25 protein-coding genes and 1 pseudogene are annotated in these 23,112 nt (G+C 53.6%); 12 read left to right on the top strand and 14 right to left on the bottom strand.

The window, feature by feature from the left end:
• The first annotated feature begins 10 nt into the window (after positions 1-10).
• Both ftsA and ftsZ read left to right on the top strand, forming a co-directional pair.
• Positions 11-1,300, top strand: coding sequence for a cell division protein FtsA (gene ftsA / locus H7F11_RS02715; protein WP_193649744.1), 1,290 nt, complete (start codon positions 11-13; stop codon positions 1,298-1,300).
• A gap of 41 nt (positions 1,301-1,341) precedes the next feature.
• Positions 1,342-2,520: a cell division protein FtsZ gene (gene ftsZ, locus H7F11_RS02710; RefSeq protein ID WP_193649743.1), complete on the top strand. Its 1,179-nt coding sequence runs from the start codon at positions 1,342-1,344 to the stop codon at positions 2,518-2,520.
• Between the two features lie 16 nt (positions 2,521-2,536).
• Here ftsZ and H7F11_RS02705 read toward each other — a convergent pair whose 3' ends face one another.
• Together H7F11_RS02705 and H7F11_RS02700 are read right to left on the bottom strand one after the other, a co-directional pair.
• On the bottom strand, positions 2,537-2,920 hold the full coding sequence (locus H7F11_RS02705) for a hypothetical protein (RefSeq protein ID WP_227485207.1): 384 nt from the start codon (positions 2,918-2,920) through the stop codon (positions 2,537-2,539).
• A gap of 60 nt (positions 2,921-2,980) precedes the next feature.
• A complete protein-coding gene (locus tag H7F11_RS02700; protein ID WP_193649741.1) occupies positions 2,981-3,838 on the bottom strand; it encodes a diiron oxygenase in 858 nt (285 codons plus the stop codon).
• Positions 3,839-4,085: 247 nt separating this feature from the next.
• Between H7F11_RS02700 and aroQ the strand changes: the two genes are divergently transcribed.
• The 6 genes from aroQ to H7F11_RS02670 are packed head-to-tail and all read left to right on the top strand — an operon-like array spanning position 4,086 to position 8,135.
• Positions 4,086-4,532: a type II 3-dehydroquinate dehydratase gene (gene aroQ / locus H7F11_RS02695; protein WP_413773186.1), complete on the top strand. Its 447-nt coding sequence runs from the start codon at positions 4,086-4,088 to the stop codon at positions 4,530-4,532.
• Between the two features lie 19 nt (positions 4,533-4,551).
• Positions 4,552-5,022, top strand: coding sequence for an acetyl-CoA carboxylase biotin carboxyl carrier protein (accB, locus tag H7F11_RS02690; RefSeq protein ID WP_193649739.1), 471 nt, complete (start codon positions 4,552-4,554; stop codon positions 5,020-5,022).
• A 1-nt stretch (position 5,023) separates the two neighbouring features.
• Positions 5,024-6,370 (top strand): acetyl-CoA carboxylase biotin carboxylase subunit, encoded by a 1,347-nt coding sequence (gene accC, locus H7F11_RS02685; protein ID WP_193649738.1) that lies wholly within the window; start codon positions 5,024-5,026, stop codon positions 6,368-6,370.
• Positions 6,367-7,245, top strand: coding sequence for a 50S ribosomal protein L11 methyltransferase (gene prmA, locus H7F11_RS02680; protein WP_193649737.1), 879 nt, complete (start codon positions 6,367-6,369; stop codon positions 7,243-7,245). The genes accC and prmA overlap by 4 nt, the downstream gene beginning before the upstream one ends.
• 3 nt (positions 7,246-7,248) lie before the next feature.
• Positions 7,249-7,881, top strand: coding sequence for a zinc-ribbon and DUF3426 domain-containing protein (locus H7F11_RS02675; RefSeq protein ID WP_193649736.1), 633 nt, complete (start codon positions 7,249-7,251; stop codon positions 7,879-7,881).
• An 11-nt stretch (positions 7,882-7,892) separates the two neighbouring features.
• Positions 7,893-8,135, top strand: coding sequence for a helix-turn-helix domain-containing protein (locus H7F11_RS02670; protein WP_010641203.1), 243 nt, complete (start codon positions 7,893-7,895; stop codon positions 8,133-8,135).
• On the opposite strand, the gene H7F11_RS02665 is transcribed toward H7F11_RS02670, so the two are convergent.
• Positions 8,117-8,797 carry a transglycosylase SLT domain-containing protein gene (locus H7F11_RS02665; RefSeq protein WP_193649735.1) on the bottom strand — a complete coding sequence of 227 codons (681 nt, stop codon included), beginning with the start codon at positions 8,795-8,797 and terminating at the stop codon, positions 8,117-8,119. The genes H7F11_RS02670 and H7F11_RS02665 overlap by 19 nt on opposite strands.
• A complete protein-coding gene (locus H7F11_RS02660) occupies positions 8,794-9,213 on the bottom strand; it encodes a ClpXP protease specificity-enhancing factor (RefSeq protein WP_193649734.1) in 420 nt (139 codons plus the stop codon). The genes H7F11_RS02665 and H7F11_RS02660 overlap by 4 nt, the downstream gene beginning before the upstream one ends.
• 312 nt (positions 9,214-9,525) lie before the next feature.
• On the opposite strand from H7F11_RS02660, the gene H7F11_RS02655 reads away from it, so the two are divergent.
• Positions 9,526-10,272: a complement resistance protein TraT gene (locus H7F11_RS02655; protein ID WP_193649733.1), complete on the top strand. Its 747-nt coding sequence runs from the start codon at positions 9,526-9,528 to the stop codon at positions 10,270-10,272.
• A gap of 89 nt (positions 10,273-10,361) precedes the next feature.
• On the opposite strand, the gene H7F11_RS02650 is transcribed toward H7F11_RS02655, so the two are convergent.
• The 9 genes from H7F11_RS02650 to tnpA form a co-directional block, all read right to left on the bottom strand.
• On the bottom strand, positions 10,362-11,366 hold the full coding sequence (locus tag H7F11_RS02650; RefSeq protein WP_193649732.1) for a class 1 fructose-bisphosphatase: 1,005 nt from the start codon (positions 11,364-11,366) through the stop codon (positions 10,362-10,364).
• Between the two features lie 34 nt (positions 11,367-11,400).
• Positions 11,401-12,147, bottom strand: a complete 747-nt coding sequence (gene zapD / locus H7F11_RS02645; RefSeq protein ID WP_193649731.1) for a cell division protein ZapD — start codon at positions 12,145-12,147, stop codon at positions 11,401-11,403.
• 95 nt (positions 12,148-12,242) lie between these two features.
• Positions 12,243-12,851, bottom strand: a complete 609-nt coding sequence (gene coaE, locus H7F11_RS02640; protein ID WP_193649730.1) for a dephospho-CoA kinase — start codon at positions 12,849-12,851, stop codon at positions 12,243-12,245.
• A 6-nt stretch (positions 12,852-12,857) separates the two neighbouring features.
• Entirely contained in the window at positions 12,858-13,658 is an 801-nt protein-coding gene (locus H7F11_RS02635; RefSeq protein ID WP_193649729.1) for a prepilin peptidase, read from the bottom strand.
• Positions 13,655-15,010 carry a sigma-54-dependent transcriptional regulator gene (locus H7F11_RS02630; RefSeq protein ID WP_193649728.1) on the bottom strand — a complete coding sequence of 452 codons (1,356 nt, stop codon included), beginning with the start codon at positions 15,008-15,010 and terminating at the stop codon, positions 13,655-13,657. Before H7F11_RS02630 ends, H7F11_RS02635 begins: the two co-directional genes overlap by 4 nt.
• The gene (locus tag H7F11_RS02625; protein ID WP_193649727.1) at positions 15,010-16,623 is read right to left on the bottom strand and encodes a two-component system sensor histidine kinase NtrB; all 1,614 of its coding nucleotides are present in this window, start codon (positions 16,621-16,623) and stop codon (positions 15,010-15,012) included. The genes H7F11_RS02630 and H7F11_RS02625 overlap by 1 nt, the downstream gene beginning before the upstream one ends.
• Positions 16,624-16,655: 32 nt before the next feature.
• Positions 16,656-18,374 (bottom strand): type IV-A pilus assembly ATPase PilB, encoded by a 1,719-nt coding sequence (gene pilB, locus H7F11_RS02620; protein WP_193649726.1) that lies wholly within the window; start codon positions 18,372-18,374, stop codon positions 16,656-16,658.
• Positions 18,344-19,228, bottom strand: a complete 885-nt coding sequence (locus H7F11_RS02615; RefSeq protein ID WP_193649725.1) for a shikimate dehydrogenase — start codon at positions 19,226-19,228, stop codon at positions 18,344-18,346. Before H7F11_RS02615 ends, pilB begins: the two co-directional genes overlap by 31 nt.
• 152 nt (positions 19,229-19,380) lie before the next feature.
• Positions 19,381-19,812 (bottom strand): IS200/IS605 family transposase, encoded by a 432-nt coding sequence (tnpA, locus tag H7F11_RS02610; protein ID WP_193649316.1) that lies wholly within the window; start codon positions 19,810-19,812, stop codon positions 19,381-19,383.
• Between the two features lie 401 nt (positions 19,813-20,213).
• On the opposite strand from tnpA, the gene H7F11_RS02605 reads away from it, so the two are divergent.
• Together H7F11_RS02605 and H7F11_RS02600 are read left to right on the top strand one after the other, a co-directional pair.
• The gene (locus H7F11_RS02605; protein ID WP_227485206.1) at positions 20,214-20,720 is read left to right on the top strand and encodes a hypothetical protein; all 507 of its coding nucleotides are present in this window, start codon (positions 20,214-20,216) and stop codon (positions 20,718-20,720) included.
• Positions 20,721-20,857: 137 nt separating this feature from the next.
• Entirely contained in the window at positions 20,858-21,562 is a 705-nt protein-coding gene (locus tag H7F11_RS02600; RefSeq protein WP_193651050.1) for an ATP-binding protein, read from the top strand.
• Here the strand turns inward: H7F11_RS02600 and H7F11_RS02595 are convergent.
• Positions 21,554-22,639, bottom strand: a pseudogene (locus tag H7F11_RS02595) (IS630 family transposase). The gene H7F11_RS02600 and the pseudogene H7F11_RS02595 sit on opposite strands and share 9 nt — an antisense overlap.
• Positions 22,640-22,898: 259 nt before the next feature.
• On the opposite strand from H7F11_RS02595, the gene H7F11_RS02590 reads away from it, so the two are divergent.
• Positions 22,899-23,112, top strand: a 214-nt coding sequence (locus tag H7F11_RS02590) for a transposase (RefSeq protein WP_413773184.1), incomplete at its 3' end; no start/stop codon positions are given.

Here is a 23,112-nt window from a genome sequence, read left to right as displayed (position 1 = left end):
GAGAAAGCAAATGAAACGTGGACATCAGGAACTCATCGTCGGCCTGGATATTGGTACTTCCAAAGTGGCCTGTATTGTTGCGCAGTCCAAAGGTGGTCGTGAAGCAGAAATCATCGGGGTTGGTCAGCATCCCTCCCGGGGCTTGAAAAAAGGCGTTGTCGTGGATATTGAATCCACGGTTCAGGCCATCACCCGTGCCGTGCAGGAAGCCGAGCTCATGGCCGGTGTGCAGATTCATGGCGCGGTGGTCGGCATTGCCGGCGGGCATATCCGCGGCTACAACAGCCACGGTATTGTCGCCATCAAAAACAAGGAAGTCAGCAATGATGATGTAGGTCGGGTCATGGATGCGGCGCGCGCCATCGTCATTCCCCAGGATCAGAACGTCATTCATATTCTGCCCCAGGAATTCATGATTGACAGCCAGGAAGGGGTTCGCGAACCGGTCGGCATGTCGGGAGTACGCCTGGAAGCCCGGGTACATATTGTTACGGGTGCTGTCAGTGCCGCCCAGAATATCGCCAAATGTGTGGAACGTTGCGGACTGCAAGTCCAGGATCTGGTCCTCGAACAGCTGGCCTCGGCAGACGCCGTGCTTACCCAGGACGAGAAAGAACTGGGTGTTTGTCTGGTGGATATCGGTGGCGGGACTACCGATATCGCCATTTTCCGCGATGGGGCCGTCCGCCATACGGCCGTCATTCCCATCGCCGGAGATCAGGTGACCAATGACATTGCCCTGGGTCTTCGCACCCCACCCGTCGAAGCTGAGCAAATCAAGAAATTATACGGTTGCGCCCTGGGTGATCTCATTCAGCAGGATGATGAAATCTCGGTCCCCAGTGTCGGCACCCGCCCGCCCCGCACCATTTCCCGACGCATTCTCGGTGACATCATTGAGCCCCGCATCAAGGAACTGTTTGAACTCATCCAGGCAGAACTGCGGCGCACCGGCTATGAAGATTTGATTGCCGCTGGTGTCGTCATTACCGGCGGTTCCAGCTGTCTGGAAGGCATTGCCGAACTGGCTGAAGAAATCCTTCATCTGCCGGTTCGCGTCGGTGAACCCATGCATTTGCCGGGGATGGAAAACGTGGTTCGGGTACCTGGACATGCCACGGGCGTAGGCCTGGTCATGTACGGATTACATAATCAACCTGCGGGGCAAGGCGAAGCCGCCGTTGTCGCCCAGCCCAGGGCGGCCTATGAAGATCACAGTCAGGGACATGCCGGTATGGACACCAGCTTTGGCGGTGTTTTCCGGAAAATGCGCAACTGGGTCCAGACCAGCTTCGGCTGATCCCCACCAACACCCATACTTAACGAATCAGGAGAAATATCATGTATGAATTGAACGAATGCGAACAGGACGGCGCCGTCATCAAGGTCATCGGCGTCGGCGGTGGTGGAGGTAACGCCATCAACAACATGTGTGGGGCGGGTCTGGAAGGGGTGGAATTCATCACCGCCAATACGGATGCCCAGGCTTTACGTCACTCACTGGCCGGCCGCACCATTCAGCTGGGTGCGCAGATTACCCGTGGCCTGGGCGCAGGAGCTGATCCGGAAGTAGGCCGCAAGGCAGCGGAAGAAGGCCGCGACGATATTCGTGCAGCCCTCGAAAAAGCGGATATGGTATTCATCACCACCGGCATGGGCGGCGGAACAGGTACGGGTGCCGCTCCTGTTGTTGCGGCCATTGCCCGGGACATGGGCATTCTGACGGTTGGTGTGGTAACCAAGCCCTTCAATTTTGAAGGCAAAAAACGCCAGCAGCATGCGCTTTCCGGTATCGACGAACTTTCCCAGCATGTCGATTCTCTGGTCATTATTCCCAATGAGAAGCTGCTGGCCGTTCTGGGCACATCCATCAGTCTCAAGGATGCCTATCAGGCAGCAGACAACATTTTGCTGGGTGCGGTGCAGGGTATCTCCGAGCTGGTCACCCGTCCCGGCCTGATGAACCTGGATTTTGCCGATGTGCGTACGGTCATGTCGGGTATGGGTCTGGCAATGATGGGCGCCGCCAGTGGCAAGGGTGAAAACCGCGCCAGGGATGCGGCGACCCGTGCCGCATCCAGCCCGTTACTGGACGACATCAACCTCTCCGGGGCACGTGGCATTCTCGTCAACATCACGGCAGGTATGGACCTGACCCTGGGAGAATTCCAGGAAGTCGGCGAGCTGATTCGCGGTTATGCAGCAGATGACGCCAATGTGAAGGTCGGTACGGTGCTGGATCCTGACCTGGATGGGGAATTGCGCGTCACCGTAGTGGCTACAGGTTTGCAGCGGGAACCCGTGCGTTTGGCCGTGGAGAACATCCGGGGTCGTGGGGCTACCAGTGCCGGCAATCCGAGCACACCTTCGGACTGGCGCAATCTCGACATACCCGTGGGTATGCGTCATAACGAACGTCCGGCATCGGTTTCAGCCTCAAACCGCAACAATGGCACCGGTGGGGTTCAGGATTTTGCCGATCTGGATATCCCTGCCTTTCTGCGCCGCCAGGCTGACTAAGGTCGGTACCACCGGGTCAGCGCAATAACGGCGCCTGACCCGGCCGACAACGTTCCTGACTAGGCCGTGGCCCCCTGGCTGCGGCTGTTCTTACCAACTCATCCTCATCGGCAAGCAGCCCGGCGCGCTGGACGTCCTTCAGCAGGGGATTTCGGGCAATGGCATAACGCACATTGGGATCCCGGTCCGCACAAAACTCCGCCACCTGTTCCGCTGACAAATCCGGTCTTTTCGCAATACACAAGCGGATTACATAGTCGTCATCCCGAGCCAATGCAGCTACTTCTTCGGGCAGCAAATCCGCGCGTCTGGCAAAGTAACAGCGCGTCTGTACCCACTGCTCCCTCAGCAGGAAGGGACGATAGTGACCGGGCAGTTCAGGACTCAGTGCCCATTTCAACCTTTCCTCCAGGCTCATACTCCGCCAGGACGCATCTGACATACTTAAACGTTCCTGATGTCAGCCAGCGGCCATATGCCCGGATGCTTCGCGGTCTGCACTGGACATGGCCTTACGATAACGGCTCAGATCCTTGGCACTCTGGATGGGAATTTCAAGCAAAGTGGAAAGATTGCGCAAAATGCCATTGATGACCTTGCCTTCCCAGATGGCATCAAAATGAATCTGGGTATCCAGCCATTGCTCCAGCCAGCCCGGATCCGGCAAGTGACTCTGGACACTATCCTCAGGGTACATCTCTTTATTCACATGCAAGTTGGTTGGATGCAGAGCCTTTGCCGTCTTGGTATTGGCCATCAATACACCAATCTTGGCAAAAGCCAGGCGCGCCGTGTCTCCCAGGCGCTCAATAGCCCGGCGCATATATTTGAGATAAATGCCCGCGTGCCGCGCTTCATCCTTGGACAGCACTTCGTAAATGGAACGAATGACCGGCTCGCTGTGCCACTGCGCCGCGCATTTGTACCAATGCGTCAAACGAATTTCTCCACAAAAATGGAGCATCAGGGTTTCCATGGCGGGAGCAGGATCAAATTCAAATCGCACCTTGTGCAGCTCTTCCTCAGTCGGGAGATACTCGGGGGCAAAGCGGCGCAGGTATTCCATCAAAACCAGCGCGTGCTTCTGTTCTTCATAAAACCAGATGGACATGAATGCTGAAAAATCCGAATCATCGCGATTATCACGCAAAAACATTTCCGTCGCCGGAAGCGCCGACCACTCGGTCACGGCATTCATCTTGATGGTGCGCAGCTGCTCATCACTCACCAGACTCCGATCAAACTGATCCCAGGGAATATCTGTCGCCATATTCCAACGCGCGGCCTCCAGGGATTTAAATAGTTCAGGGTATAACATGGCAAAGCCACCTCTCTCCGGCGTCGTCAATTACAATAGGTCTGCAGCGACCCGTCTGGGCTGCACCATACTGCCAGCAACCCGTATGAACAACATATCGAGTGTATTCTACGTCAAATCAACGCGTGGGGCGATGCCTGTAAAAAACCGCGAGGCCCTTGAGTCGCGCTCCGACCTAGATTTATGCGCGCATTTGCGGCAGACTTCAGTCTATTCTTGATGTTACGCGGAAGCCATGGCTGTATCTATTCCTCACATATTGGTACTGCACGGACCGAACCTGAACCTTCTGGGTCAGCGTGAACCGGCACACTACGGCCGCAGCACCCTGGCCGACATAAACGCCAAACTGTTAGCCATGGCCAATGCCTGGGGTTGGGCCTTGAGCAGCCTGCAAAGTAATGCCGAGCATCAATTGATAGATGCCGTGCAGCTTGCCCCCAACCAGGGTGTCACCAACATCATCATCAATCCCGCTGCGTTTACCCACACCAGCGTGGCCCTGCGGGATGCCCTGAGTGCCGTGGCGATTCCGTTCATTGAGGTACATTTGTCCAACATTCATGCGCGGGAACCCTTCCGTCAGCATTCCTACTTTTCCGACATGGCCCAGGGGGTTATTGCCGGATTGGGTGCTGATGGCTACTTCCTCGCCCTGGAAGCCATTTACCGGCGTTTCTCACGCCCTGACTAAACGCATAATAAGGAAAAGCATGGATATCCAATTCATTCGTCGCCTTGCCGAATTACTTGAAAAAAGTGCCATTGACGAAATTGAAGTTGTGGAAGGTGAAAGTAAGGTTCGTATTACCCGACATGCGGCACCCGTCGCCCCGCAAAATGTGACCTATCACGCGCAGCCGGCCCCGATGCCGATGCCGGCAGCGGAAGCGCCGCAACCGCCTGCACCGGCGCCATCCCCTGAAACCGCTCCACCACAGGGCTACATGATCAAGTCCCCCATGGTCGGCACCTTCTATCGGGCTTCTTCACCGGAAGCCGCGCCTTTTGTTGAAGAAGGCAGCACCGTCAAGGCCGGCCAGACACTTTGCATTATCGAAGCCATGAAATTGCTGAATGAAATCGAGGCAGATGTCTCCGGCAAAATCATCAAGGTACTGGCCAGTAACGGCCAGCCCGTAGAATACGGCGAACCACTCTTTATTATCGCCCCAGAGGATTGATATGTTTGAAAAAATCCTCATCGCCAACCGGGGCGAAATTGCCCTGCGCATTCAGCGTGCCTGTCGTGAGCTGGGAATCCGCACGGTGGCCGTACATTCCGAACCCGACCGTGATCTGATGCACGTCAAGCTGGCCGACGAATCGGTCTGTATTGGCCCCGCTCCCAGTGATCAAAGCTATTTGAATATCCCAGCGGTCATTGCTGCTGCAGAAGTCACCGACGCAGAAGCCATTCATCCCGGCTATGGATTTTTGTCGGAAAATGCCGATTTTGCCGAAAGGGTGGAAAATAGTGGCTTTGCATTTATTGGTCCCCGTGCAGAAACCATTCGTCTGATGGGAGATAAAATCGCGGCAAAGGCCGCCATGATAAAAGCCGGGGTACCCTGCGTTCCCGGGTCTGATGGTCCATTACCCGATGACAGTGATGCCCTCAAAAAACTGGCGAAGGATATTGGTTATCCGGTCATTCTCAAGGCTGCCGGGGGCGGTGGCGGACGCGGCATGCGCGTTGTCCACACCGAGGCACATTTAATCAACGCCGCCAACCTGACCCGGGCAGAAGCGGGCAAAGCTTTTGGTAACCCGACCCTGTACATGGAAAAGTTTCTGGAAACACCCCGCCATATTGAATTCCAGGTGCTCTGCGATGCTCACGGCCATTGCGTACACCTCGGCGAGCGGGACTGCTCCGTACAACGGCGTCACCAAAAGGTCGTCGAGGAAGCACCGGCTCCGGGCATTACCGATCAACAACGTGCCGAAATTGGTGCAGCAGTGGTCAAAGCCTGTTCAGACATGGGCTATCGCGGTGCCGGAACCATTGAGTTTCTTTACGATCCCGGCAGTAAAACCTTTTACTTTATCGAGATGAACACCCGCGTCCAGGTAGAGCATCCAGTGACTGAAATGATTACTGGTGTGGACATTGTCAAAGCGCAGATTCTGATTGCGGCAGGCAAGCCTCTCCCTTTCCGGCAGGAAGATGTCCGCTTGCAGGGACATGCCATTGAATGCCGCATCAACGCTGAGGATCCTGAAAAATTCATGCCCTCACCCGGGCAAATCACGGCCTGGCACCCACCCGGCGGTCCGGGGATTCGGGTAGACAGCCATATATATGCCGGTTATCGGGTACCGCCTTTCTATGATTCCATGATCGGCAAAATCATCGCCTATGGAAATGATCGGGAAGAAGCCCAGATGCGTATGCGCAGCGCCCTGCGTGAAACCAGCATTGAAGGCATCCAGACCAACATTCTTTTGCATCGCCGTATTCTTGAAGAAGCCCAATATGCGGCTGGTGAAGTAAATATCCATTATCTGGAGGCACTGCTCGCGCTATGAATATTGCATGGTGGCAACTGAGCCTTCAGGTTCCCGCCGACTCTGCCGCACAGGTGGAGACACAATTGCTGGAGGCAGGTGCTGACGCCATCACTTTTTTGGAGCTGGATACCAGCGAGGCGCTTTTTATTGAAGGAGAGCTCTGGCAGAAAAGTCAGTGTCAGGCGCTTTTTGCTGTCCAAAATCACAGCGAAGCCACCATTCATGCCTTAGTAAACAGGTCCGGTTGGCAAAACTATGGGGCCTCTGTCCAGGCTTTGGAAGATCAGGATTGGGTATCCAGTACCCAGGCACAATTTCCGGCCCGTCAGTTTGGAAAACTCTGGGTGGTTCCCAGCTGGGATCAAGCGCCACAAGATGCCCGCTATGAACTGCACCTCGACCCCGGCCAGGCTTTTGGTACCGGGGCGCATCCTACCACTTCGCGCTGCCTGCACTTTCTGGAAAGCCACATTCAGGGTGGCGAGTGCATTGTGGATTATGGCTGCGGCTCAGGTATTCTCGCTATTGCTGCTTTGCTTTTGGGTGCGAAAGAAGCTTATGGGGTCGATACCGACCCTATTGCGCTGCAAGTAGCCATGGACAACGCCCAACACAATGGCGTCGCGGAGCGACTGCGACTGTCCCTGCCCGATGAAACCCCACTGCCCCTGGCGGATATTCTGGTTGCCAATATTCTGGCCGGCCCCCTGCTCAGTCTTGCCCCGACACTGGCTGCATTGACCAGGCCGGGAGGATGGATTGCCCTCTCCGGCATTCTCCACAGCCAGGAAACCGGCATTCAAAATGCCTACGCGCCCTATTTTAATTTAGCCGCCCCGCAACATGAAGAAGACTGGTCCCTGCTGTATGGCCAGCGAAAATCCGGAGACTGAACCATGGAAATAACCTGCCCGCGTTGCGAGTCCACTTTTGGCGTTGATCATAACGCCCTGCAAAAACATCATTATCAGGTCAAGTGTGGCGTCTGCCAGCAGGTCTTCCAGGTGGACCTGGACAACGAAACCAGCACAGCTGGTGCCCATCTGGGGCAGCGTCTGGGCCGTTATTTACTCCTGTTGATTATTTTCCTGCTGGTCCTGGCGCTGATTGGACAAATCCTCTGGTCAACGGGCGTCTACAGTTATGCGGCCAATAGTGCGCCCATCCGCCGTGCCATGATCCATAGTGCCAATGCAATAGGTACTCAGATTTCCTGGCCGGGACCCAATAAGGAAATGCGCATTGTCGATAGCCATGTCACGGCGCTGGATAATCACCTGGCCGAAATTACCGGAAAAATGGAGAATCTGGCGGGGCACGTACAGGCATACCCGGCCATCCAGGTCACTCTGAGTAATGTTTACGGTGCACCCATTGCCCATCTGCAATTCACGCCAAAAGAATATCTGGCAAAGCCGGAAGAGACCATATCCGGTTTTTTATCCCATACACCCGTTCAGTTCTCCATCAAGAGTCCCAAACTGATTGCCGCTGCAGGCTATCAGGTCACTCTTCTCAGTCAACCCTGAGGAGCAGGATCATGGCAACAGAATCGATGACTCTGAGTGACTGCGTGGTCATGATCGTGGATCGTTACCTGGACGATCTGCAGGGCGAAGCGCCAAAAAACCTGCATACTCAGGTTATTGAACAAGTAGAATGTGCCCTGCTCGAACACACCCTGAAGAAATGTGACGGACAACGGGGTACGGCTGCCCAATGGCTGGGTATCAATCGCAATACCTTGCGAAAAAAACTGCAAAACTACGGGCTGGACACCTGAATAAGCTGCGGAGAGGCTGAAACCGGAGTGGGCACATGACCAATGACACCCAGGTTTGGGCCTGAGCTGCTGCCATCGAGATAGCGCTGGTAATAAGCCAATACCCGGGGTACATAAGCCTGGGTTTCAGCAAGGGGAGGGATGTGATAACCCGCCTGAATAACCGCACCGGAACCGGCATTGTAGGCAGCTACTGCCAGTTTCAGGTCACCGCTGAACTTACGCAGCAGATGGGCCAGATAAGCGGTACCGCCATTGATGTTTTCTGCCGGACTGAAAGAGTTGGAAACCCCGAAACGGGCCGCCGTAGCCGGAATTAACTGCATCAGACCAATGGCTCCCTTGGGTGAAACCGCACCGGCGTTATAACCGGATTCAGCAGAAATGACGGCATTGACCAAAGCGGGACTCACGCCGTAATGACTGGCCGCTGCGTGAATCAGCGACTGATATTGCTGTTTGGCTATCCGGTTGAAGTCGGCGCGGGCGGTGGCTACCGGCATTTTCGGGGTGCGCATGACCATGTGATACGCGCGGTTTCCAGCCGGAACATTGGTCAGATGCACGACCCCGTGGCTATCTGTATAGGCGTATATATTTGCCTCGGCTGCAGACCCGCACAGGAGCAACAGCAGACCACAGAAACCCGCCTGAATTTTCATTTGATGACCCGCAAAGAGGGTCTCTCCGGCTTTTCCTGAGCATCAGCACTGCGTCCTGCCCGATCTTCAGGGTCGGATCCCGGCGGTGGAGCATCAGGCAGATCCGGTTCTGCAAAGCCCATACCCTCCTGGGTTTCTGCAGCATAAATGGCCGCCACGGCCGCCATAGGTACGTCCACCGTCCGTGCCACACCACCAAAGCGGGCATTAAAACTGATCCAGCCATCGGCCATGCTGAGGTTGTGACAGGCATTCGGGGAAATATCCAGAATCATGCGCCCGTCCTTTTCATAACCGCCGGGGACCGCTACCCCCGGATAGGCAACCACCACCAGAATATATGGCGTATGGCCCTGGTCAACACACCATTGATAAACACTATTCAGCAAATAAGGCTTGGCACTTTCAGGCAACAAGTTGCACTCTCCATTCACGCTGGGTCTGGATGACTATCTTCCAGACTAAACACTAAAGGAACTATATAGCTGAATTTTACGAATCTTCAAGCTATTCTGAGCACCAGCTTGATCGATGATAAATATATTACACTCACTAAAATTTTTTAATTCTAAATTTATATTTTTTCTTATTTATAAATGACCTCAGATTAAAAGTTGAATGGTAAATATTTCTTGCCTCCTTTACAGTAATCTCTAAAATAGAAATCATAATATGCGCTTTACGATCATCCCCATTTTGGGGTTTATAACTCACGTTCGGAGGAACCCATGCAGTTAGCCACACGTCAACAACTTCGGCTTGTTACTTATACCATCGCCGCTGCCAGTGCCATCGCGCTTTCCGGTTGTGCCGCTACCCAGGTTGCTCTGGAACATAAAGACCTGAGTGTCCAGACAAAAATGTCCAACACCATTTTCCTGAATCCGGTTCCACCTTCCGAACAGACCGTTTATGTACAGTTTAAGAATACTTCGGATAAAACCCTGAACGTTGCCGCTTTGGAGCAGGAAATTGACGCCAACCTGACTAATCAGGGATACCGCATCGTTCCTTACAATCAGGCACATTACATGTTGCAGATTAACGTATTATCCGTCGGCAAAATGTCCGAAGCCGCCGCTCAAAAATCATTGACCAACGGTTTTGGTGGTGCTGCTTTTGGGGCCGCCGCCGGAGCAGTTATTGGTCAGAGCTGGACTGGCGCAGGTGCGGGAGCACTGGTTGGTGAAGGAATTGGGCTCATTGCCAACTCCCTCGTCAAGGATGTGACCTACGCGATGATCACTGACGTTCAGGTGGCAGAACGCAGCAAGCAGGCCGTCAACCAGCAGACCAATTCCAGCTTGCAGCAGGGTACCAGCAGCACGACCACCCAGCAGATCAGTGGTACCAACCATTGGATGTATTACCGGACCCGTGTTGTTTCCACAGCCAACAAGGTCAATCTGGACTTCAAGGACGCCGTTCCCGCATTGCAGGGGCAATTAGTGCACAGTCTGTCCGGCATTCTCTAACCCGCCGGTAAAGGTCCGGAACGCTCTGGACCACTCGCAAAAAAGCTCCCGACCAAAATCGGGAGCTTTTTCAGTTCGGCCGAAAAAAATCAGTGCTGATGGTAGCTGAGCACCCGTTCGACTTCATTTTTCGCGCCCAGAATGACGGGAACCCGCTGATGCAGCCCCTCCGGCTGTATTTCCAGAATCCGTGCAGTCCCGGTACTTGCTGCACCACCCGCCTGCTCCACCAGGTAGGACATGGGATTGGCTTCATACAACAACCTGAGTTTACCGGGCTTTTTGGGGTCTTTCAGGTCAAAGGGATACAGAAAAATTCCGCCCCGGCAAAGAATGCGGTGAACATCCGCGACCATGGAACCCACCCAGCGCATGTTGAAATTCCGCCCGCGCGGACCTTCTGTACCCTGGTTCAGCTCATCAATATAACGTTGTACCGGTTTCTGCCAGTGCCGATGATTGCTCATGTTGATGGCATATTCACTGGTGTCTTCCGGAATGGTCATTTGCTTGTGGGTGAGAATGTATTCGCCGATGGACGGGTCCAGAGTGAAGCCATTGACACCATGCCCCGTACTGTAAACCAGCATGTTACTGGACCCATACAGGGCATAGCCGGCACACACCTGCTCCACGCCCGGCTGCAGGAAATCTTCCAGGCTGGCATCCCGTCCCGCAACTGGCGCTCTGAGAATGCTGAAAATCGTTCCGACGCTGATCCCAACGTCCGTGTTGCTGGAACCATCCAGAGGATCAAAAAGAAGCAGGTATTTACCTCTGGGAACACTATTGGGAATGGAATAAGGATCATCCATTTCCTCGGAAGCCATACCCGCGAGATGCCCGGTCCAGTCCATGGCGTGCAAAATGGCATCGTTGGAAATAATATCGAGCTTTTTCTGTACTTCGCCCTGGACATTGTCAGTCCCGGCACTTCCCAGGGCACCTACCAGGGCACCCCGATAAACCTGTGCACCAATAAACTTGCAGGAAACTGCCAGATCATTCAAAAGTGCAGCAAAGTCTCCGGAGGCCTGAGGATGCCGTCGTGTTTCTTCCGTAATGAATTGTGTCAGGGTAGTCCCAATATGCATGCGCCGATCCTTTAATTAAGCAATGAAAATTTGTCTACAGGGCACTCAGACCCAGCCTGAAGGTGATGGTGGATTCTATCGCGCGGCCAGCACCCTGGTCCAACCATTGCAACCACTGAATGTGAAAACGATGAATACCTCCACTGATTTTGGGGTAACAATCCATATCATCGGTAATTTCCAGACGGATCAATGAGGGCGGTCGACGCGGATCAAGGGCAGAACCATAGCGCCCTTCCTGAGCATCCACGAGTGACCATGCGCAGGAATCCCGCAGCAAAGCCAGAATCAAATCCACACTATGCTGCAATAATTCCAACCCTTTCTCCCAGCCACCAAGCAGCATTTTCGCGCGTTCCGGCGCCTGCTGACTCCAAAAAGCCAACAGGGGTAAGTCGCAGTCTGCCAAACCACCAGCCACCCCCATACGACCCCGCGCCAGCTGAATGATTTCCTGATGTCGTAATAACTCTCCAAAAGCTTCCCGATGTTCGCGCAGTAATTTGAGTTGCTGATTGATGCGAAACTGCCAGGCCTGTAGGGGCCGCTCATCCACCTCGGGACTTTGGGACCAGATACTGAGGCTTTGCGCAAGTCGCTCCAGTTCCAGAATCAAATCCAGGCGCAACTCAGGTCGACTGCAAAAATCCAGCAGTTCATTATATGAACGCAATGCCTGACGCAAATCTCCCTCATGAATGCGCTGCACCTGCGCAAAAACGCTCTCCATGCGCAACAGCAATCGGGCGCGCTCGTGGAGGGGATGCTCATAAACTGCCATGCCTGTCCTTTTTTATCCGTAAAAACCGTTCATAGTGACAGCAATTAATGCACCATTTTCGGGCATTGCCTGACAGGTTGCCACAGGCAATTTTTCTAGGCAAATCCACGGGCTTTATGAACTGTGTCCCAGTAAACCAAAACGGCTTCATGCAAAGCCTGCACGTCTTTTTCATTGTTAATGACGTAATCGGCAGCGGCATTGCGCTCGGCACGCGGAAGTTGCGCCGCCAGAACAGCCTCAATTTGCGTGTTGGACCAGCCGGGACGCGACTGTAATCGTTCAATTTGCAAAGAACTTGGGCAATCAATAACCAGAACCTGATCCAGCAGCGCCTGATAATGGTTTTCGACAAGAAGCGGCACTACCCAGACGATGGCCGCTTCGGGCTGGTCCTTTTGCAGACTTTGACTGCGGTCCAGAAAAAGTTGGCGAATCTGGGGATGCAACAGGGACTCCAGCCATTTTTTGGCGGCCGGATCACTGAAAATCCGCTCCCGCAACAAAGACCGATCCAAACGACCATCCGCCAGCAAATATTGCGGCCCCCAGTGCCGGACAATCTCCGCGTAGGCCGGCTGGCCCGGCTCAACCAGCTCACGGGCCATGAGATCCGCATCCAGAATATGCGCACCCAAGGCCCCCAACATCTCCGCCACAGTACTTTTACCGCTGGCAACTCCGCCGGTCAGTCCTATGCGCATGATGGATCAGGCTCCCAGCAAATGCAGATATGCATGCACAATCTCCTCAGGCCAGAGCAGCATGAGCCATCCTCCCAGAGCCAGATAGGGACCGAAGGGAATGGCATAGTCCCGCCCTTTCCCGCCCAGCAGGAAAACAATGGCTACCAGCCCTCCGCTTATTGCCGCTATGAATAGTGTCAGAAATACTGCCTGCCAACCCAGCCAGGCTCCGATTAAACCCAGTAGCTTGAGGTCACCACCACCCATGCCATGCCGTCCGGTCATTTTCAAATACACGGTCGCCAGCAACCATAAGCTGCCGTATCCCAGAACAATACCGAGGAGGGCATTCAATGGCGTGGTCAGGGCCAGTCCCGACCCCAAAAAAGCGGAAGCATTGATGAGCAGGCCGAGGAGCATACCCGGTTTGGTAATGCGGTCCGGGAGCAATTGAGTTTCCAGATCAATCAGGGTAAGCGCCAACAAAGCCCAGGTGAAAAGCAGTGCAGGAATTAATGACCAACGGAATCCCCATTGCCAGGCAACCACTACGCTGAATATCGCCGTTAACAACTCCAAGGCCGGATAGCGCCAGGAGATGGAACTACCACAAGCGTGACAGCGACCGCGCAGCAATAACCAGCTCAGCACCGGAATATTCTCCCAGGCGCGGAGCACATGCCCACACTGTGGGCAGTGGGAAGAAGGCCGAATGATTGATTCCCGGCGGGGAACGCGGTGCACGACCACATTGAGAAAACTGCCAATCAGCAACCCGAACAGTCCCACAAATACGTATTCGGCAACGGGAAAAAGTGGCGTCACCTCCCCCTCCCAGTCACGGCACGGGTCAATCTGAGTGCAAAAGATTGTGGACAAATACCCAGTCGTGTCGCCGCTGCCACCGGGTCTCCCGAAAACTCTGCAAGCACGGATCGGAGCAAATCGGCTTCGGCACTATCCAGGGTACGGGCAACCCCGGATTCTGTTTTCGGGGCAACAGGAGAAAAACATCGGTCCGCATTTTGGTTCGGAGCAACGTGATTTCCATTTTCAAGAATATTCTTGTCCGGAAATACCAGACTACGCTCCAGCAAATTCTCCAGTTCGCGCACATTACCCGGAAAATCATACTCCTGCAGCTTTTCCAGCACATCTTCCGCCAAAACGGCTTGACCATGATCTCCTGGCCCATTGATGCGCTGAAGAATCGCCTCAACCAGCTGGGGAACATCTTCCAGTCGTTGCCGCAATGGCGGCATGTGTAACTGCACCACATTCAGCCGATATAGAAGGTCTTGACGAAAGCTCCCAGCCTCCACCATCGCGCCAAGGTCGCGATGCGTCGCCGAAATAAACCGCAGATCCAAAGAAATTTCGCGCGCTCCACCCAGCGGCCTGATCACCCGCTCCTGAATGGCACGCAGCAACTTGACCTGCATCAACATGGGCAACTCAGCAATTTCGTCCAGAAAAAGCGTGCCTCCGTTAGCCGTCTGGAAAAGCCCCTGGCGGGACTGGGTTGCACCAGAATAGGCGCCCTTTTCGGCACCAAATAATTCGCTCTCAATCAGCCCTTCCGGAATAGCCCCACAATTCACCGCCACAAAAGGCTTGTCATGACGCAGGCTGGAATCATGAATAGCCCTGGCAGCCAGCTCCTTGCCGGTTCCCGATTCGCCCGTAATATGAACAGGCGCATTACTACGGGCCAGTTTGCGAATATCTGCTCTTAATTGCTGCATTACGAAAGACTGACCGATCAGCCGGTTCGTCGCATCCTGCTCCACGCCCCGGGGATGATTCAGCTTGAGCGCCTGGGTCACCAACTGGCGCAGGCGCGCCAACTCAATGGGCTTGGACATATAGTCAAAAGCCCCTGCCTGCATGGCCTCTACAGCGCCATCCGCTGATGAATAAGCCGTAATGACGGCCACTGGAATGTGTGGATAGGCATTGTGCAAATGTCGCACCAGATCAATGCCTGAACCATCTGGCAAGCGTAAATCGCTCAGCACCAGAGAGGGGAGATCATGGGATAGATGGACATGCGCTTCTGCCAGAGAACCTGCGCCAGACACCTGCAGCCCCATACCCTGCAAAGTAATCTGTAACAATTCAACAATACTGGGCTCGTCATCCACTACCAACGCCAAGGGGCCAGGTCGATTCGCCATTATGCCACCTCCTCATGGGGGTCCCAACAGGGCAGCAATATTTTGAATACGGCACCACGATCAGGGTGATTCTCACAAATTACCTGTCCACTATTCATTTGGATCAACTCGCGCACCATTGGTAAACCCAATCCGGTACCCCGAGAGTTGGTCGTAAAAAAAGGCTCAAAAATACGTTCCATGACTTCCGGTCGGATACCGGAGCCGAAATCTCTTAACGTCAGCATAATTTGTTCTTTTCCATAACGCTCTGCACTGATTTCTACCCGCACCAGCCCATCTTCGTCAACGGCATACTGGGCTGTGTTATGCAGCAAATTCCAGACAACCTGACGCAATTGTGCAGGATCCGCGTAGATCAGCAAGCTCATCGAGATATCCTGAACCAGCACATGCATGTCCGCCAACTGCGGATCGGTCTGAAGCTGGGCAATCAATTTTGGCAACCAGCTGGATAAGGCGATGGGCTCCAGATGGGCGGGTCCCGGTCGCGCCATTTCCAGCACCGATTCGACAATGGCATTAATACGCACCGTTTCCCTTTCCAAGATTTCGAACAAATGGCGAGAACTGGCATTTTCCATGCTTTCATCCAGAAGATTGGCTGCGTGACGGATGACACTGAGCGGATTACGGATTTCGTGGGCAATATTCGCGGCCAGACGCCCCAATGCGGCGAGTTGCGCCTCGCGCTCCATTGCCCGCAAAACAGAAGCATCTCTTAACAGCAGCAGACGGAAGGGACTTCCCGGAAGCGCAATTTTTCGCACCATCAGCGACTGCGTCTGGTCCTTTAAAGCCGGATCACCTGAACCCAAAGGAACCAGGACTTCATTGTCGTCACCCTGATTTTTAATCAACATTGCGGCCAGACGCGCCTGTACCAGATCTATGGCAACGGGTACATTTCCCCAAAACCGATAACCAGAGAGTTTGCGTGCAATCGGATTACTCAGGATAACCCGGTTATACTGATCCAGGACCAACACGCCTACATCCATCTGCTGAACGATTTCCTGATTAAGCACATTCAGGTTGAACAGCTCCTGGTCACGTTGTATGGCTAAACGATTACCGCGATCCAGACTCCGCACCAGGCTATCCGCCAGAACGGCTACCGCAATCAGTGCCAGAATATAAATAAATAACTGGCCAAAAAGTGGGTGCACGCTTGCCATGCCACCCTGCAAAGATTCAATCACCAGAAGCAGCAGCAATACCCAGACAAATAAAAACGCGCCCTTACCCCGCAATAAACTGGCTACTGACACCAACAGCAGAAAAGGGAGAATACTGAAAGGACCGTTTATTCCACCGCCATAATGCAGCAGCAGCAATACCAGAACAGTGTCCACTAATACTTGCGACCAAAGATGCCAGCGCGCCTGGCCGGGGAATCTCATCAGCAGGAGCAAGAGATAAAGCATGCTCATCCCGGCAGCGACGAGAGTTACGACACTCAGCGGATGATTGCGCGCACCTATATCCAGGAAATTTTTACTGACTGGTAACTGCACCAATATGGCAATTGCAGAGGCAATCAACAGGCGATAAGCCGAAACGCCCCACAGACGCCGCCAGGATCCGTCCTGCTGGATGGACTCAGATACCATGAATTTGAATTTTGTGGTGCTGCATCAGTTATTCATTGCAGATTGGTGACCCTCAATACTTCTTCCAGACTGGTTATGCCTTCCTTGATTCTGCGTAGACCATTCTGGCGCATGGTGAGCACTCCCTCACTGGCTGCCTGCCGTGCCAGATCCATAGCGGTGCCACCCCGCATGATGATTTCGCGCATTGTTTCACTGACTGGCATGACCTGATAGAGCCCCGTACGCCCTTTGTAGCCTGTTTTATTACATTCATCACAACCCGTAGGACCCATGGGGCGCCAGCCTTGCAGATCATCCGCAGCAAATCCGGCTTCCACAAGCGCCTGATCGGGGATGCGAACCGGCTTTTTGCAATGCATACACAGCTTGCGGGCCAGCCGTTGAGCCATGACCAGATGCACCCCACCAGCAATGTTGTAAGTAGGAATACCCATATTCTCCAGGCGAGTCAGGCTCTGAGGTGCATCATTGGTATGGAGCGTGGCCAAGACCAAATGTCCGGTCTGGGCAGCCTTTATCGCAGTTTCTGCGGTTTCCAGATCACGCACCTCACCGACCATGATAATATCAGGATCCTGACGTAAAAATGAACGCAGGGCAGCGGCAAAATTCAAGCCGATCCGCTCATTGATATTCACCTGATTGATACCATACACCGGAATTTCTACCGGATCTTCCGCCGTACTGATATTGCAGTCACCAGTATTGAGAATGTTCAATGCGGTGTATAAAGTCGTGGTTTTACCAGAGCCAGTAGGTCCTGTTACCAGAATCATGCCATAGGGGCGGTGAATAGCCTCCTCAAAGGCTTTGCGTTGTTCAGGTAAAAAACCCAGTTGTTCGATGGGTACCCTGGAACTGGCAGGATCCAGAAGACGCAGGACAATGGTTTCCCCGAAACTGGTTGGCAAGAAAGACACGCGAAAATCAATGACCCGAGCAGGAGGCACGCGCACCCGTAAGCGTCCATCCTGAGGCAAACGCCGCTCCGAAATATCCAGACGACAAAGAATCTTCAGCCGCGACGTAACCCCATCCCGCATAGCCAATGGTGGATGCAAAGCGTCCTGCAACACCCCATCCAGGCGGTAACGCACCCGGAAATCCTTTTCATAGGGTTCCAGATGAATATCCGATACGCCACGCTGAATTGCGTCCAAAAGCAGTTGCTGCACAAAACGCACCACCGGTGCATCCTCCACAGTTCCGTCGCTATCCTTGGATAAATCAAATTCTTCCTGGGCACCATCCGCATCAACATCTGGTGACTTTTCAAGGAATACATCATCAATTCCTGTTCCGGCATTATTGGCCAGGTGTACCGCGCGCATCAGCTTGTTGGCTTCCACGAGTATCGGCACAACCTGCAAACCAGTATTGAACTTGATATCTTCAACAGCTTTGAAGTCGGTCGGATCTGCCATCGCCAGATAGAGAGTCTCGCCACGCTTGGATAGGGGCAGAACGAAATAACGGCTCATCAGGTTTTTATCAATCCGGCGCACCAACAGGTCATCAATCATGACCGCATCCAGGTCAAGCATCGGCATATTGTAGCGCTGCGATAGGTGTGCCATCAGCGCTGGCGCAGAAACAGCACCTTTTTCTACCGCATAAAACAGCAATGGTTTTTTCCCCCGCCCGGGATCACTGGCAAGAGAGACCAATTGCGCCTCATTACCCAGCCCATTACTGACCAGTGCCCGCAATACGGGCGTTAAAGCAATTTGTTCCGGGTTTGCAGCCATCGACGTAATGTATCCTCCACAGCTTGGGTTTGCGGCAAAACACCCGTCCAGATCCGGAAGCTTTCAGCTCCCTGTTCCACCAGCATACCCAGTCCGTCAATTGCACATCGCCCATATTGTCGAGCTACGCGTAACAATGGGGTTTCCAAGGGGTTATAGACGACATCGTACACATTGCCATGATTTGGCAACAATTCCAGATTCAGTTCCGGATGACCTTCCCCATGCAAACCCAAGGCGCTGGTATTCACCAGTAACAGTGTCTGCGGCAAAATCCGGGCAATGCGTTGCCGTTCCAGTGGAAGCGGATGCAAGGGGAATTGGGGAAATTCAGCCACCAGTTTTTCGGCGCGTTCGGCATGGCGGTTGGCCACATAAATAGCGGGGCAGCCAGCCGTTCCCAAGGCATAAATAATGGCCCGGGCTGCCCCACCCGCCCCAATTACCAGAACGGGGCCAGAGCGCCAACTGTCCCCCGCATGACGCTCCAAAGCCCGCTGAAATCCAACGGCATCGGTATTGTCTCCCATAAAACGGCCCGCTCTATAATGCACCGTATTCACTGCACCAATCTGCTCTGCGGCTGGACTGAGTTCGTCCATCAGAATCTTTGTGGATTCTTTATGCGGCACCGTGACATTGAGTCCCAATACACCAGCTGCCGCCAATCCTTTGAGCGCTTTGGGCAAGTCAGCAGCCATCACGGGAAATGGCACATACACCATGTCGATCCCCAGTTGTTGCGCAAACAGCCGATGCATCCAGGGGGACAAACTGTGTTTTACCGGGTCACCAATGATTCCGTAGACGGCAGTTTCTCCGCCGGGATGCCATGTTTCTACTGCTGTTACCAAAATCTGCTCCTCATGAACCCAATGCTGCAGCACTTAAAGTAAATATCTCCCGGCAAAGCCGGGAGCTTTAGTTCGTGAGCCGCTCAAAGCGGCTTAAAACGGGGACGCTAACGCGGCCCCTCAGTTTTGGCGCCACCACTGGGTGGCCCGGATCAACTCCATATGTTCAACTGATCTACTCGTTCATCCTCTTTTTCCTGATGGCGAATATAATCTCGAATCATCGCCTCATCTCTACCCACCGTCGATACAAAATACCCACGCGCCCAAAAATGCTGGCCCACGAAATTACGCTTCCGTTCACCGTAAGTCCGCGCTATATGGATCGCGCTCTTGCCCTTGATGTAACCCACCACACTGGATACTGCGTACTTCGGCGGTATCGAAATCAGCATATGAACATGGTCTACCATCAGATGCCCTTCTTCTATCCGGCTTTCCTTATGCCGGGCCAAAGCCCGAAATACCTCCCCAAGATCATTCCGTAACTGACCGTACAACACCCTACGTCGGCACTTCGGAATAAATACTATGTGATATTTGCACTCCCACTTGCTGTGCCTTAGGCTCAATCCTTCGTCCATCGGTTTCTCCTTCATCGTGTGCTTGGCGGCTCACAACGTCGGTTCTCCGATGGACTCCCCTATATGTCAAACATCTACTGTCACCCCGGCAGAGCCGGGGGATTTCCTATTTTTGGTTAAACGGAGCTATTGGTTGCAATATCGACGGCAGTTTCAGCGGTCACTCTTACATGGTGCAGCCCTACACAACGCGATTACCACCGGAAATCACGAACAGGATATTCCAGACCTTTCCCGGGCCTTGGAGGAGGATCGCCAAATGATTGGTCAGATAGTGGCGCGAGTGACCACAAAGTTGGATGCGCTGCTCTCGTCGGCGCAAAAACAGCGCGTGCATGCGTTTTCTTCTAGCAGTCCATACAGGCAATTTGGGTTTCAATGACAGAAAGGATGGTGGTGTAATGAACCCATTACTCTGGCTGGTGAATTGTACAGATATCCAATCCGCGCTGCTCGCAGACTATTTACGGGATAGAGGCTTTGACCTCCGTCATCTGAACAAAACGGCGGTGTATGGTCCTCCTCCTAAAAATATGCCCCTGCCTGGTGCGTGCCTGATTTTTGGCTCACAGAATAGTGAGCCATTGATTCATCGAATGAGATCCTGGGGTTTTGATGCGCCGTTGCTTTTTCTTTTCCAGTACGGCGGCACAAGAGATTGCATATCCGTTCTCGACGCTGGGGCGGACGAATGTGTGCACATGCCCATTAGTCATCCTGACAAATTTCCTGTGCCGCAACCTCAGCCGAATCCATTCCTGATTCAGGTCTCACAAAATTTAAGGGGCATCCTGGGGTCGAGTATGCGTATTGAGGCCGATCCCGCACAACATGTTATCCGCTTGTTCTGGGCTGGGCCACGCGCTGTAGAAGTCAAGTTGCCTATGCGCGAAGCCATTCCTAAATAGCTGCCTTGGATCCAATTGTTAGCGATTCTGCTGGTCTTCTTGATCGGTGGTTTCTTGGCCGCGCGCCAGAGTACGCGTCCACTGATTCGTCTGGTCGACCGCTTGGAAAAATTCCGGCACGGTGAAAAAAATCCACGTTGATTGCGCGAGGACCGCGTGATATCCGTCAGTTGATTGAGCGTTTCAACCGTCTTGTTACGGAAATTGATGCGTTGATTGATGAGCGGGAACTGGTGCTGGTGGGGGTTTCCCACGACCTGCGTACACCACTCACGCGCATGCGCCTTGCCGTGGAGCTCCTTGAGAAAAGTCAATCGGACCTGCGCGACGATCTTATCGAAAACGTTCGTGAAATGGTTGAGATCATTCAGCGCGTTATAGCTTATGTTCGGGAAGGGACCGAAGAAAAACTGGAGCCCACCAATTTGGTCACTTTGATAGTGAATACCATAGAACGCTTTCAGGAAATCCACGCGATTGACGTGTCCTTGCAAGCGGTCCCGGTTCCTGATCTACATCTGGGTAAAACGGGTTGCGAAAGGATTTTCAGCAATATTCTGGAAAATGTTGTACAGCACGGACTTGGGCCGGTAGAAATCCAACTCATAGTAGACCGGTCTCTGAATCGGGTGATCGTAAAAATCCGTGACCATGGTTCAGGCATCCCAGCCCATTTAATAGCGGATGTGACCAAGCCCTTTTTTATGGCCGGCAAGGGCGCAAATACTGGGCTCGGTCTGACTATTGTCGAGCGATTGATGCGCCATCAAGGTGGGGACGTATCCCTCAGCAACCATCCTGAAGGAGGTCTCCTCGTTATGCTCACTTTCCCACTAGTGTAGTGTTGCATTCTGTTTGCTGCTTAAGTGGCTGTTGGCGCGAATGACCTTTTGCAGGATGTCGCGGGCGGTTTTGGTCCAGATGAAGGGTTTGTGATGGGTGTTGTGGTGGTCGATGTACCCCTCAATGGCCTGGATGAGTTCGGAGACACTGGTGAACACCCCACGACGTAACCGCTGGGTCGTGATATCCCGAAAGAAACGCTCGACCATGTTGAGCCAGGATGCCGAAGTGGGCGTAAAGTGCATGTGAATACGCGGGTGCTTGTCGAGCCACGCCTGTACTACCGGGCGTTTATGGGTCGCATAGTTGTCGGCGATCAAATGCAGAGCCTTGTCCTTGGGCGTCTGCCGATCAATTTTCTTCAGGAACTTCAGCCATTCCACATGGGTATGGCGCTGTTAACACTGTCCGATGACCTGACCATCCAGCACGTTGAGTGCGGCAAACAAGGTCGTAGTGCCATTACGTTTGTAGTCGTGGGTCATCCTTTCTGCGCGGCCCTTTTTGAGGGGGAGTCCCGGTTGGGTCCGGTCCAGGGCCTGTACCTGACTTTTTTCATCCACGCAGAGCACCAAGGCATGCTCCGGGGGAGACATATACAACCCCACAATATCTTCCAGCTTTTCCACAAAATGCGGGTCTCGTGACACCTTGAAACCACGCAGCAGATGAGGCTTGAGGCCATGCTTGCGCCAATGCCGAGACACACTGGCGGCACTGACACCCAGTTCTGCCGCCATCCTGCGCGTACTCCAATGGGTCATCGCTTCCGGCTTACTCTGCGTGGTCAATTCTACCAGGCGGGCCACATCCACTTTCACCGGAGGGGCGCCGCGCGGTAAATCGCGTTCAATACCCGACAAGCGGTGTTCCAGATAACGCTTGCGCCAACGTGCGACTTGCAGGCGATCCACCCCCAGGCGCTCCGCAATTTCTTTGTTCTGCAAGCCCTCTGCCGCCAGCAATATCATCCGTGCCCGTAATGACAAGCGGACACTGCTTAATCGGGAGGCGACTATACGGGACAACTCGGACAGCTCTTCGCTGGTTAAAATGACTGTGGGCGCAACTCGCAAGGCTCGACTCCATTCATACCCTCAACATGGAGCTATTTTATCATCATTAACCTTAAGGTTCACCAAGAATGCAACACTACACTAGCGCTATTTGCCGCTCGCCAGCGCGAAGAACTACCGCCGTTTAAGCGGGTTATCCTGGAAACCACTGGCCTAGCAGATCCGGCACCGATTCTGGCGACACTAGCAGCTTGTCGGACTTTCATTTTGCCTAAAATTATCGTATAATTACTTATGATTCAATGTGATGAGTGATTTTATGGCCCACTTCCTCGATGCTGACCGCAAGACCGATTATCTTCTGCCCCCCTCCATGGACGACTGGCTTCCGGAAGGGCACCTGGCGCGATTTATCGTGGAAGTCATTGATCAGCTCGATCTCTCGCTGCTGGTCCAACAATATGCGGGTCGTGGCCATAAGGCCTATCACCCGGCCACCCTCCTGGCGATTCTGGTCTACGGCTATGCCAACG

This window comes from Acidithiobacillus sp. HP-2 (assembly GCF_015100155.1).
In the GTDB taxonomy this organism is placed as follows: domain Bacteria; phylum Pseudomonadota; class Gammaproteobacteria; order Acidithiobacillales; family Acidithiobacillaceae; genus Acidithiobacillus.
The sequence above is the reverse complement of the archived record's forward strand: the minus strand, read 5'-3'. Positions and strand labels throughout refer to the sequence as shown.